The sequence below is a fragment of the Marinimicrobium sp. ARAG 43.8 genome, from assembly GCF_050113635.1.
In the GTDB taxonomy this organism is placed as follows: domain Bacteria; phylum Pseudomonadota; class Gammaproteobacteria; order Pseudomonadales; family Cellvibrionaceae; genus Marinimicrobium.
Genome location: NZ_JBNJLT010000004.1, coordinates 162,636 through 174,735 on the forward strand (window position 1 = coordinate 162,636; position 12,100 = coordinate 174,735).

Annotated in this window: 11 protein-coding genes; 1 reads left to right on the forward strand and 10 read right to left on the reverse strand. The window is 52.3% G+C overall.

Annotated features, from left to right (window positions below):
* Window positions 1–55 precede the first annotated feature (55 nt).
* On the forward strand, window positions 56–958 hold the full coding sequence (xerC, locus tag ACQCLF_RS09810; protein ID WP_426986738.1) for a tyrosine recombinase XerC: 903 nt from the start codon (window positions 56–58) through the stop codon (window positions 956–958).
* Window positions 959–1,037: 79 nt separating this feature from the next.
* On the opposite strand, the gene ACQCLF_RS09815 is transcribed toward xerC, so the two are convergent.
* The 10 genes from ACQCLF_RS09815 to ACQCLF_RS09860 all read right to left on the reverse strand — a co-directional run bounded on the left by ACQCLF_RS09815 (window position 1,038) and on the right by ACQCLF_RS09860 (window position 11,875).
* Window positions 1,038–2,309, reverse strand: a complete 1,272-nt coding sequence (locus ACQCLF_RS09815; RefSeq protein ID WP_426986740.1) for an O-antigen ligase family protein — start codon at window positions 2,307–2,309, stop codon at window positions 1,038–1,040.
* Complete coding sequence (locus ACQCLF_RS09820; protein WP_426986742.1) at window positions 2,302–3,312, reverse strand: WavE lipopolysaccharide synthesis family protein; 1,011 nt, start codon at window positions 3,310–3,312, stop codon at window positions 2,302–2,304. Before ACQCLF_RS09820 ends, ACQCLF_RS09815 begins: the two co-directional genes overlap by 8 nt.
* A gap of 20 nt (window positions 3,313–3,332) precedes the next feature.
* Window positions 3,333–4,409 carry a hypothetical protein gene (locus ACQCLF_RS09825; protein WP_426986743.1) on the reverse strand — a complete coding sequence of 359 codons (1,077 nt, stop codon included), beginning with the start codon at window positions 4,407–4,409 and terminating at the stop codon, window positions 3,333–3,335.
* Entirely contained in the window at window positions 4,410–5,273 is an 864-nt protein-coding gene (locus ACQCLF_RS09830) for a phosphotransferase (protein WP_426986745.1), read from the reverse strand.
* Between the two features lie 334 nt (window positions 5,274–5,607).
* Complete coding sequence (locus ACQCLF_RS09835) at window positions 5,608–5,928, reverse strand: NADAR family protein (RefSeq protein ID WP_426986747.1); 321 nt, start codon at window positions 5,926–5,928, stop codon at window positions 5,608–5,610.
* Between the two features lie 9 nt (window positions 5,929–5,937).
* Complete coding sequence (locus ACQCLF_RS09840; RefSeq protein WP_426986749.1) at window positions 5,938–6,072, reverse strand: hypothetical protein; 135 nt, start codon at window positions 6,070–6,072, stop codon at window positions 5,938–5,940.
* A gap of 65 nt (window positions 6,073–6,137) precedes the next feature.
* Entirely contained in the window at window positions 6,138–7,151 is a 1,014-nt protein-coding gene (locus ACQCLF_RS09845; RefSeq protein ID WP_426986751.1) for an acyltransferase, read from the reverse strand.
* 144 nt (window positions 7,152–7,295) lie between these two features.
* Entirely contained in the window at window positions 7,296–7,895 is a 600-nt protein-coding gene (locus ACQCLF_RS09850) for an exopolysaccharide biosynthesis protein (protein ID WP_426986753.1), read from the reverse strand.
* A gap of 507 nt (window positions 7,896–8,402) precedes the next feature.
* Window positions 8,403–9,311: a TraB/GumN family protein gene (locus ACQCLF_RS09855; RefSeq protein WP_426986754.1), complete on the reverse strand. Its 909-nt coding sequence runs from the start codon at window positions 9,309–9,311 to the stop codon at window positions 8,403–8,405.
* A gap of 233 nt (window positions 9,312–9,544) precedes the next feature.
* On the reverse strand, window positions 9,545–11,875 hold the full coding sequence (locus tag ACQCLF_RS09860) for a Tex family protein (RefSeq protein WP_426986756.1): 2,331 nt from the start codon (window positions 11,873–11,875) through the stop codon (window positions 9,545–9,547).
* Window positions 11,876–12,100 lie beyond the last annotated feature (225 nt).

The following is a 12,100-nucleotide window of genomic DNA, read 5'->3' on the forward strand; positions in this document are numbered from 1 at the left end:
CTAAGCACCATCAACCTAATGGCTGAATGCCCTTGGTGCTGCGCGGACCCCACACATGCCACACCCTTTCCAATCCGAGCGAACCGCTTTCCTCATCTACCTGCGCACCGAGAAACAACTCTCGCCGCGCACCGAAGACGCCTACGCCCGCGATCTGGACAAATTTCTCGCCTACTGCGCAAGCCGTGAACTGAGCGACCTGAACACCATCACCGTCCATCACGTGCGCGAAAGTCTCGCCAGCCTGCATCGCAAAGGCCTGACGGGGAAAAGCCTGCGCCGCTGGCTGTCGTCCCTTCGCGCCTTCTTCCGCTTTGGTATTCGAAGAGGTTGGCTCAAAACCAACCCCGCCGATGGTTTACAGGCACCGCGCGTTGAAAAAAAACTGCCCAAAGTCTTGGACGTCGACCAAGCCGGGCAATTTGTAGAAGTAAAGGATGATAGCCCGCTGGGCAAGCGCGATCATGCCCTGCTGGAACTGATTTATTCCTCCGGCTTGCGTTTGGCGGAAACCATTGGCCTGAATGTCAGTGATCTCGATCTGAGTGACGGTGCGGTGATCGTCACCGGTAAAGGCAATAAAACCCGACAACTGCCGGTTGGAAAACCCGCACGCGCCGCGCTCAAAGCCTGGTTGCAAGAGCGCCAACACATCGCCCCCGCCGATGAGCCCGCCCTGTTTATCAGCCAACGCGGCAAACGACTCAGCCACCGCGCCGTGCAACTGCGGCTGCAACAACTGAGCCTCAAGCAAGGCATGGACGAACCCGTCCACCCGCACATGCTGCGCCACTCCTTCGCCAGCCACATGCTCGAATCCAGCAGCGATCTCCGTCTGGTACAGGAACTGCTCGGCCACGCCAACATCTCCACCACACAGGTGTATACCCATTTGGATTTTCAGCATTTGGCGAAAGTGTATGATCAGGCGCATCCGAGGGCGCAGAAAAAGAAATAGCTGACAATTTTAACATGGAGTATCCCACGATACTGAGGACACTTCGACTAATTTTGTGTGTGTGGACTTAAAATAGTGTCTACTTTTGGTGGGGAAGATCAGTTTTAGTAATAAGTGCCCAAAAGATAGTAACTGCGAAAGCGTATACGGTTGCACCACTGTTATGCTCGAAAAATGCTTGGGTCAAGCTGAAGCATATATAAGAAGCGCATATAATTATGCCCGCAAGTGCTAAAGATTTTTCTTCTGACCGGATTATCAAAAATTTTCTAATAAACATGATCAAAGGTATACCGTATAACAATGTGAAAACAATAAGACCAAAAGCTCCTCGTTTTTGCCAATTGTCCAGGAAGTCATTATGGGCATGACTAAACTTAAGAATGTAGGGATCTAGCCCTTCTTCTTTAACAAGCCGTTTTTTCTGATCTTCTACTTCTTTTTCTCCCCAGCCTATAATGGGACGTCTACTCCCCAATATGATTGCAGCTTTCCACATCTCTAGTCGCGCGCCAGTTGATGTGTTTGCCTGTCCTGTTGACAAGTAATCCCGCACTTCAGTTACTGCTTGTTGAGAACGATGAGCCACCCCAGTTCCTTTTATAACTAGCAATGCGGTTATGATTAAGCCAATTGCAGCAATCACTACTAGAATTTGTGCTTTGGTTAAGCTTGGGGCCAGGAAATAAAGGCAGATAAAGGTCATTATTGGAAAGCTTACCCATCCGCCCCGGCTGCCAGAAAGTATCGAAGCGGCTATTCCTCCGATTACCCCTAGGATACTTAATATTTTCAACACCTGAAAATTTTTCCTTTGGCGTATTGCCCAGAAGAAGCCTGCCAAGTTTAAAAATCCAAGAAGAATAGCAATATTGCCAAACTGGATTATATGAGTATTGCCGTGTGCCCGGCTTATACCGTCGATAAGGACCTGTTTGCTTGCCCATAGACCAGCAAGAATCGCTCCTACGGCCATGCCCGACCATAGAAAGCTGGGGCGTGGCGGATACTGCACCAAAATTGGAAAAACTAAAATGGCAAAAAGAAATCTGCTCGGTCGATCAAGCGTTCTCAGATCTAGATCGTGGATAAAAATATTGCATAGGGCTAGCAAGAAGAACAAGGCAAAAGCTACCGCGATTGGTATGTAATCCTTTCTGAAATCAATAGGGCAACGGGATTTGGCATAGCCAATTATAGACAAAGCTAACAGAAGAGCTGGGCCCCAGGAATATCCTGATGGTGCAATCAGTGTCAGGCTTCCGAAAAGAAAAACTGCCGTGGATACCGCTAGAGATAATACAGCTCTGCTTAAGGGTGGAATACGGGGCACTTCCGAAGATTCAACCATTATGCGATTCTCGAAATTTCCGGGCTCGCTTTGATACTTTAATTTGGGTTTCTAGGCGTGTGGGTAGAACGTGCCATGCTCGATGCAGCCATAGTTTTATCAAATCTGGATGAAGAGAGAGCTTAGAATAATTTGCGGCGCAGTGTTTTTTGTAAGAATTAATCCATTCAATGTGCTGCCACTGAGCACACTGGCCTTTGGTTCTTGATATTCGGGCTTTTCCTAGGAACTTCTTACATAGACCTAACCCCAGTTGTTCCGGTGATGCGATTACAAAGTTGTTGGCGAAGCAGATATCCGAATCTCCAAGAGCACCATTTGATGTATCCAGGAGTCCCCCAAGGGAGATCGATGGGTTAAACTTCTGCAATGCGGATATCCAAAACATCTGTGTGCAATCTATGGGAAAACCGCTCTTTTCTGAGAACTCGCTCTGTTGCTTGGGATCGGTGGCATCATCGTAAAGTGGCAAATCCCATATCGACAGAATATCTTGGGTGAGTCCAAAATAGAAGAAATCACTCAAGTGGTAGGCAACAGGATACCCCTTGGCATATCTTCTTGTGAAAATATTACTGACAACAACTCGCTCTTGTAAATACTTGTGTTCTGAAGACCTCAATCTATATTCTTTTTGTAGTTCTACGAACCGATTCCCAGTGAGATAGTTATCACTACGTAGTTTAACTGCATATAAAGTTTTAACCCTTCTTAGGCCCCCTCGGCTTGTTACGATTTGTCTGTTATTGTTGAAATAACGGGGAGTTCCATCTAGCTTAAAGTAACGAATGTTAGGCCCCGGATCATCATTGATGACCAATTCATCAAAATCAAGACCTTTAAGGTTTTGATCTCCCCATGTAGATAGTATGAGAGTGCTTCCGGGGAGGTGCTCTCGCACAGACTCTAGGCATTTCTGGGTTATTCCCGAATCTTGCTTCCGATTCTCAAAAGTTTGAACGGGGCCCTGAACAACAACGCTTATATCTTTAAAATCTATCATTGTTTCTATTCCTGTGTATGTCAGATCCCTATGTCAAACCCGATGGACTCTTCTAACATCTCTTTAAGGTCGTCACTGTTGCGTTTAATATTGATTGCATCACAACTTTTGTAAGGGTTGGTTCTTGCGTAATCGTTGATAACAATTCTCCGGCCATGAACGAGACCAAAGATGATATTGTCGTAGGGAATGTTGAGGCTTTCTAGCTGCTGTATGGTTGCTTCCCGAAATTTCTCCTTTCTCGATGTTGTTATAATGATTTGTACTTTTCCTGACTTATGTAGTTCGTTGAGGGCCTGTATATTTTTTTCGATGCCACCGGTTTCTCCCCAATACGGTGAACTATACTGGCCAGAGTTCTTGACGAGGGTTCCATCAAGATCAACAAAAAGCGTTGAGTATAGTGCCTTGTACTGATTCCATTCTCGGAGGGTGCCCCAGTCATAGTAGTTGGCTGCATGCTGGGACCTAATGATATGACCATCAAGAAGCAGTTGATAGATTAGGTCGGAGATGTAAAGGTTTGGGGATCCCTCGTCAACCTGTTCGAAAACCTCACTGAAAATCTCGGCCGATTCAAAGCCGTAACCTCCGACACAGAACGTTGAGCTTACGATCTTTTTCTCTACAATATTGTGAATGTAACCGTGCTCGTTAATTTCTATATAGCTCTTGTTTTTTGCATTAACACTGTCAAGTTCGTGAAGGTCAAGATAACACACGTAGTTACCCTCACTAACTGGGATTGAGAACTGGTTGTCGGAGTCTTTGATAAAGATGGGTCCACTGATTCCAGCTTTCTGAATTCCGCGATAAACCGTTTCTGGCTGGTTCTGGGTGCGTTCGTCTAGCATGATGAATGAGAGCTTATCCCTGTGACCAATCTCTTCAAATTGGGTTTCGATGGCAGTCTTAACAGAATACTTTTCGTTGTGCTCTTTTAAACAAATTAGATTAATAGATTTAAACTTATCGAGTTCAAGGTTCTTAATTGCCTCGATAATCATCATATGTCCCCTAGGATGTGTAAGCAGCCATTTTGGTTTCATATCTGGAAAGCGGGACGAACTTCCCGCCACAGGAAGAATCAGGTGCATTCAGGCCTCCAATATATTGAGGGATCTTTGGATGAAGCTCAGAGTTAAAGCATCGTTTGCGTATGGCAGGATCCTCAATATATTCACTGCCTGTAACACGTTATAGTCCTCTTTGGATACATCTAACTCAGAGAGCTTTCTCTCCGCAAAGAGATCCATTTGGTTAAGCCCCTGGTGGATGCGGATACGAGAGGAAGGTTTTCGGGTTTTGATAAAAGACCAGCCCAGTTGTGTGTCTTGTCGCAGTTTCACAAGATCAATAGCCGGAGAATCTATGTAGCTATCCAGAAAATCAAAAAGCCCTATATTCTCTCCACTGGTTGTGAATACCATGTTCGAGAGTGTGAAGTCCCCGTGACACTCTCCGTTGGGTAAGAATATGTCTTTGTTTAACAGGATATTTCTGAGCTGCCTGGCTGAATGTTGAATTATTTGAATCTTGTCCTTGTCAGTAGTGACTTTTTGCTCAATTTCATAAAGTTTTGCAAGGGCTGCGAGGTTGATCTTGCTAGTCGAGCTGCGAGTATTTTCGTCTATAAACGCTTCTATCGTGTCAATGCTTTTGAATAATGCAGGCACAGAGCATGTTCCAAAAAAATCAATAAAGTCAAGGTATGGTAGAAACTCCATGACGGCGCAGTAATGATTTATGCTCTCCGACTCCCAATACAGTTCCGGGATACTTATGGCAACGCTTGAGGTGAATGCTCTGAAGGTGTTTTGTTTTTCAATCTGCGCTTTCAGCCGAGGGATATACGAAGCTTGGCTGCAGGATTTTTCGACGGCTAACTGATAACCCTTCTTAATTAAGCGAACTGAGCAGCCAGAATTTCCAGATATATCCATGGAAGGGGCTTGAAGCATCAGACAAAGTCACCCTGTATTATGAACGATAGTTTTCGTTAGAAAGGTAAAGACGATTGAGTAGAGCTAGCACAAGCTTGATACTTGTTCGAAGCAGTTTGTTTTCGGATTGCAGGAGATTAGGCTATTAACATAGATTTAACTCCCCAAGAATAGGAAGTTCTCCCAACCTTGTTGGTTCCATATCTCTCTTTGCCTATCATTGGTAATGATACACCGGGAGGAGAAGAGGGGCAAGCTGAGCTCTTTCTCAAGAGCCATGTTCAGACGAAAAATGATGCTCGGCCGAAAAAGAGAAAACCTAGCCAGGAATGACATGCTCGGAGGTTGTGGCCTAACTGTCGCTAATCTTATCCCGCACGGCCATCAACACTTTCCCGTACTGATTCTGCCCACGCAGATCTCGCCCAAGCCCCCAGAAATAATCGTAAAGCGACACTTCCAGAATGTCCTCTTCCCCGGTGGCCAGCAGGGCCTCGGCGAAGTCAGGGTGTACTTGGCACTGCGTGTAGATAGCGCGGGTCATGGCGACGGTGCGTATCTTTTCCCAATCCTTGCGCGGGCGCTTGAGCCAGCCGCGGCCTATTTTCCGGGCCTGCTCAGCGGTAGCGGCGTTGCGGATGGCATCGGCTCGCGGGCGCCCTGGGTATTTCATGGCCTGATACTAGTGCTCGGCGGTGGGCCATTCAAAGCCGTCGAGTTCGAAGGGCCGAACAACCGTGCAGCCCAGAAGGTCGTCCGGTTGCAGGCGCGCCACCTTGATGGCGTTTTCCTGAGAGGATGGCTGAAACAGGCTCATGTGGATTGAAGTCTCTCGAATACAGGTTGACCGCAGCAGTGTAACAGAGACGGTCCACGTAGGCCCTAGGGTAAGAGCCAGCGGGTTTTGGCGGAGCGGGACAGCTGCCAGCTCAGCGCCAGTGCCCCACCCCCACTGAGCAGAACCCACAAGGGAATGACCCAGGCGGGGTGGCCGCCGTGCCAGCCGAATGTTTTCATGGGCCACAGGAAAATCGGATGAAGAATGTAGATGCCCAGGCTGTATCGGCTGATGAACTGAACGACCCGGTAGGCGCGTTCGGACAGCTTATCGGCCAGTGCACGGCACAGCACGAAGATCATGCTGGCGGCGAAGATAACGTTCAGGGTTTTGTAGGACAGCCAGCGTTTAAAGCTGTAGTCGCCGCTATCGAGGCAGAGCAGCGTGACGGCGGCGACGGTGGTCACCAGAGCGGCGATGCCAGCCAGGGTAAACAGCCCGACACTCCAGGCATTGATTGGCACCTTTTTGTAGAGCACGTAGCCGAGCGGCAGGTATCCGCTGAACAGCCACAGGTTGAACTCCCAGGGGCCGTCAACGTAGAACAAATACAGCGCGGAGGTGGTCAGCCACAGCGCCAGGTAGATATACAGCACCGGGTCGTAGTCGTTCCTGGCCAGCCATTGGAACAGAGGTGCAATGAAGTACAGCGGAATGAAGTAGTAGAAAAATCCCAAATGGTAGTAAGTGGCATGGTGGGGACTGTCCATCAGGGCATGTTTGGCGGATTCGGCGTCGTACCCCATGGCGGTCCAACCCGAAAACCAAGCGTAAAACAGTGACCAGACGATGAACGGTAACAGCACTTTTGCCAACCGTCGCTTCACATAGTATTGCGGGTTGAACGGCCTCGGGTCGCTGACCAGCAGCGCGCCGGTGACCAGAATAAACACCGGCACGGCCCATCGGCTGATGCCATTGATGGTGGTGGCTGTGAGCCACTCGGAAAACGGAATGCTGCCCAGCAAGTCGCGATAGGGAGCGAGTACGTGGATGGCGATAACGGCAACGGCGGCCAGACAGCGCAGCAGGTCGAAAAAACGCACCCGTTCGGTCATGGTGTAGTTCTCTTACGGTCTCGGTCCATCAGGCCATAAGAGCGACGCGCGGGCCTGATACTGCATTGCCCCGTCAGTGGGGCAATATTCATGTTGATGGCTTTACGTTGTGCGGCGGATTAGAGATCAGGCGACGAAAATGGTTCAACCAAAAACGGCGTACACGACGGCTGTGACGCTGGCACCGGTAAAGCTAAACGCCAAAAAAGCGAGTAAACCGTCCCGCCCAATTAATGCCAGACCAAAGAGCGTCAGCACGGCGCCGGCGAGGTTGGCGCTGAACGGAATAAATTCCATGGCCGGTATCAGCAATGCGACCGCTAAACTGGCGAGCGCCACAAAGCGGGTGGGCAAGTAGCCACGAATCAGGAAGGTCAGGCGCGGTCGTACCAGTCGGTCAACAAAGCGTGCCGGTTTACGCGAGAGGTTTAATGCCTTGAACAGCGTTTGTGTCCGGATGGAACGGCAGAGTATCCACTGCGGCAGCCAGAAATGTTCCCGATGCAGCAATAACTGCACGGAGATAAGCAGCACCATGAGCGCACACAGGCTGGGGACGCCGGGGATGTCACCAATGAGAGGCGCGAGAATAATCAGCCCCATCAATAGCAGAACAGGGCCGAACGAGCGCTGCCCGATAGCATCCATGATCTGGTCAATGGAAATGCGTTCATGCTCCCGCGCTACGTTACCCACCCGGTCCAGAACCTCTTCCAGGGTGGCTACATGCTCGTGATCGCTCAAACAGTGTTCTCCTTGCAATGATAACGGGTCGGCCATCATAACGTTTATGGCGATTATAGCGTCGCGATACAAGGCGAAAGTGTGAAGTGTGTTTCAGGACCGAAACAATGCGGCAGGGGAAGTCAGCCCGCTGTCCTTGCGGGCTTGTTCCGACATGCATCGTCCTTGAAGTGGGTATTCCTCCTTGGGTTATTCGTCGTCCTTGGCGAGCGCCCCTGCGCCAGGCCTTCCTGGGCCAATCGTCTCAGACCGTCAAGCGGTGACCGAGAAAAGCCTGTGCCGCGTATACCTTCCTTGAGCACGAGCAAGCAGGCGGTAACTGAGCGACTGCAGGGTAAAACGTACTCAGGCGATGTTTGGATCACCCGGTGCGTTAATTCTTTCATAAGCAGGCACCATGCCATGCGAAGCAAGTCGTTGTTTGCCAAGGTATTCATTGAGAGCCGTGGTGTGGTGTGGTCGCCGTTTGTAAAACCCCTCGACTCTGTTGATGCTCGATTTTGTTGACTAATGAGTGGTGGTCGGTCCCTGATAAGGACGCACCTGATAACCGCGTTTTTTCAACGCGGCAAGCAGGCTGTGTTCTCCGGCCAGATGCAATGAGCCGACCAGCACCAGTTCCACCGCTTCATCGTTGAACAGCCGTTCAATTTCCGGCAGCCATTCGGCGTTGCGTTTCACCATCAGGATGTCATACATCTCGGGCGCTTCTCGCCGCATGGGTGCGCCCAGCTCCTGGTCCAGAGCGTCCAGATCGCCTCGTCTCCACGCGTCGACAGTGCTGGTCATCAGCTCGTCGAAACGTTTCAGATCCGCCAACGTGGCCTCGATAATGTCGTCACCATTCTGCCCCGAGAGGGCTTCCATGTAGCTCAATACCGCGTCGGAGTCTTCCAGGTAACCGGTGGGCAGGCCGTCGCGGTGGGCGCGATTTAAATAATAGGCATCCACGCCATCGCTGATGCCTTTTTGCTGCGCCGCCATGACGGTCATCACCATGCTGACAAAGGCCGGATCAAATCCCAGGAAGTTCTGCACCGGGAACCCGTTGGTTTCAGAATAGGCCTTGAGGCGCTCCCACACGGTGGGGCTGAGTTCGGTGTTCAGAGATTTGCCAGGCGGGTACAGCATGGCCTGCATCAGGCGCTGGGCGAATTCAGGCTTCTGGACCGCCACCAGATCGGCCTCCAGATATAGCGCGTCCGCCTCGTCATACGCGGCATCAAACGCGTCGGGCAACGGAAATTCATCCGGGTGCAAGAGATGGATGGTGCCACCGAGCAGTACCCGATGATCGCCTTTACTGACTTCGTAAAGCGTGGTCCCCGCCAGCGCCGATGACAGGGGCATCAGCGCGAATACCGCGAGCAGGCATTGCAGTAGGCGGGAAAGCGCTGTGAACCGGTGGTTAAGCATGACCTTCTCCTTCGTTGAGCGGCCTTCATTATAATCGACGGGCAAGCGGACGGACACACGCCGATTTTGATGACTGCCGCCTGTCGAATTAGCCCACTCTCTACCTACCGCTGATCGATTCGTTGACTCTCAAAGGCGGGAATGTTGCGGCGGTTAATTGCGACGGTACTCCCGTGGCCGCCTACAGTCCCAATCCCCGTTGTATGGCGGGTGCGACGCCTTAATCAGAGGGGCTACTTTTTCTTCAGAGCCTCTTGCAGCAGCGCGCCCATGCTTCCCATTGAGGGCTGTTGGCCGCCCTGCCCTCTCGGGTTACCGCCGCCCTTGCCTTTCGGCGCGCGACGTGAGCCACCGCCTTTGGCACCCTCGGTTTTTTCGCCCGGCTGGTCGTCCATCCGCATGGACAGGCCGATACGGTTGCGCGGTACGTCCACCTCCATCACTTTGACTTTCACCACGTCACCGGCTTTCACCACATCGCGCGGGTCTTTGACGAAGGTATTGGACAGCGCGGAAATGTGGACCAGGCCGTCCTGGTGAACACCGATATCCACAAAGGCACCGAAGTTGGTCACGTTGGTGACGGAGCCTTCCAGAATCATTCCCGGCTCCAGGTCCTTGATGGTATCCACGCCGTCCTGGAACTGGGCGGTCTTGAACTCCGGGCGCGGGTCGCGGCCGGGCTTATCCAGCTCGCTGATGATGTCGGTCACCGTCGGCACACCAAAGGTCTCGCTGGTGTAGTCCGCCGCTTTGAGCGTTCTCAGGAAGGCTGAGTCACCAATCAGCCCTTTGAGCTGACGCTGGTTTTTCTCGGCGATCACTTCCACCACGCGATAGGCTTCCGGGTGAACGCCAGAGGCATCCAGCGGGTTGTCGCCATTGGCGATGCGCAAAAAACCAGCGGCCTGCTCGAACGTTTTCTCGCCCAGGCGTGGGACTTTTTTCAAATCATTGCGCGAGCGAATCACACCATTGGCATTGCGAAATTCCACAATGTTGTTGGCCAGGGTCTGGTTCAGGCCGGACACCCGGGCCAGCAGTGGCGCGGAAGCGGTGTTCACCTCGACACCGACAGCGTTTACACAGTCCTCTACGACCGCGTCCAGTTCACGCGCCAGCTGGGTTTGTGACACGTCGTGCTGATACTGACCCACGCCGATGGATTTGGGATCAATCTTCACCAGCTCCGCCAGTGGGTCCTGCAATCGGCGGGCAATGGAAATGGCGCCGCGAATGGTGACGTCCAGATCCGGGAACTCCTTGGCGGCAAATTCCGAAGCCGAGTACACCGAGGCGCCGGATTCGTTCACCATCACACTTTTGGCGTTCAGGTCGCTGTGTTTTTTCAGTACTTCCTGCACAAATTTCTCGGTTTCCCGCGAGGCGGTTCCGTTGCCAATGGCGATCAGCTCCACGTTGTGTTTCTTGCACAACGCTACGATGACTTTTTCCGCTTCCGCGATCTTGAACTGAGGCGCGGTGGGGAAAATGGCGCCGTGATCGAGCACTTTGCCGGTGGCGTCCACCACGGCGACTTTCACGCCGGTGCGCAGTCCGGGGTCCAGGCCGATGGTGGCTTTTTGCCCGGCGGGAGCCGCCAGCAGCAGATCTTTGAGGTTGGCGGCGAACACTTTGATGGCCGCTTCCTCGGCCTGCTCGCGCAGCTCGCCCAGCAAGTCGGTTTCCAGGTGTGTCAGCAGCTTGACCCGCCAGGTCCAGCGCACCACTTCTTTCAGCCAGGTGTCCGCCGCCCGGCCCTGGTCGCGAATCTCCCAGTGCTCGGCGACCATGCCCTCACAGGGATGGGCCGCGCTGCGGTCTTCTTCGTCGCCCAGCGTCAGGGCCAGCGTTAGTACGCCTTCGTTGCGACCACGGAACATGGCCAGCGCACGGTGGGAGGGAACGCTTTTGAGCGGTTCGCTGTGCTCAAAATAATCGCGGAATTTTTGCACATCCTGGGATTGATCGGACTCCTTGCCGGGTGAAACCTTGGCGGTCAGGTTGGATTCCTGCTTAAGAAAGTGGCGCAGCTTGCCCAGTAGCTCCGCGTCTTCGCTGAAACGCTCCATGAGGATGTACTTAGCGCCGTCCAGGGCGGCCTTGGCATCGTCGATTTTGTGCTCGGGATTCAAGTACTTGGCCGCTTCGCTGTCCGGGTTGAGTGTCGGATCGGCCTGCAGTGCGTCGGCCAGCGGTTCCAGGCCCGCCTCAATGGCGATTTGACCTTTGGTGCGGCGCTTGGGTTTGTAGGGTAAATAGAGGTCTTCCAGGCGGGTTTTGGTATCGGCGGCTTTGATGTCGCGTTCCAGCTCCGGGGTCAGCTTTTCCTGCTCGGAGATGCTTTTGAGAATGGCCTCGCGGCGATCTTCCAGCTCCCGCAGGTAGCGCAACCGCTCTTCCAGCGTCCGCATCTGGGTATCGTCCAGCCCGCCGGTGACTTCTTTCCGGTAGCGGGAAATAAACGGCACGGTAGCGCCTTCGTCGAGCAGGGCCACGGCGGCGGCCACCTGTTGCTCCTGACACTTCAGTTCTTCGGCAATTCTCTGGGAGATGCGGATCATAAACAGCACCTGAATCCTGCGGTCGGTTAATAGACAAGGCGCTCATTATCCGCAATTGCGGCGGTCAGACCAGTCTTGTTTTTGACGGGATTTTGTGAGAGCGGGTATTGAGCGAATAAGGATTTCCATGGCCGTCGCAGGCGCGACCCCTCATTTTCATACAATGACTTGTCAGCCTCCAATTTGGTGATATAGTTATGTATATCACCGTCTCACCAAAGGAAC

Coding starts and splice junctions, on each gene's coding strand:
- xerC (WP_426986738.1), top strand. CDS start 56: ATGCCACACCCTTTCCAATCCGAGCGAACCGCTTTCCTCATCTACCTG.
- ACQCLF_RS09815 (WP_426986740.1), bottom strand. CDS start 2,309: ATGGTTGAATCTTCGGAAGTGCCCCGTATTCCACCCTTAAGCAGAGCT.
- ACQCLF_RS09820 (WP_426986742.1), bottom strand. CDS start 3,312: ATGATAGATTTTAAAGATATAAGCGTTGTTGTTCAGGGCCCCGTTCAA.
- ACQCLF_RS09825 (WP_426986743.1), bottom strand. CDS start 4,409: ATGCACCTGATTCTTCCTGTGGCGGGAAGTTCGTCCCGCTTTCCAGAT.
- ACQCLF_RS09830 (WP_426986745.1), bottom strand. CDS start 5,273: ATGCTTCAAGCCCCTTCCATGGATATATCTGGAAATTCTGGCTGCTCA.
- ACQCLF_RS09835 (WP_426986747.1), bottom strand. CDS start 5,928: ATGAAATACCCAGGGCGCCCGCGAGCCGATGCCATCCGCAACGCCGCT.
- ACQCLF_RS09840 (WP_426986749.1), bottom strand. CDS start 6,072: ATGAGCCTGTTTCAGCCATCCTCTCAGGAAAACGCCATCAAGGTGGCG.
- ACQCLF_RS09845 (WP_426986751.1), bottom strand. CDS start 7,151: ATGACCGAACGGGTGCGTTTTTTCGACCTGCTGCGCTGTCTGGCCGCC.
- ACQCLF_RS09855 (WP_426986754.1), bottom strand. CDS start 9,311: ATGCTTAACCACCGGTTCACAGCGCTTTCCCGCCTACTGCAATGCCTG.
- ACQCLF_RS09860 (WP_426986756.1), bottom strand. CDS start 11,875: ATGATCCGCATCTCCCAGAGAATTGCCGAAGAACTGAAGTGTCAGGAG.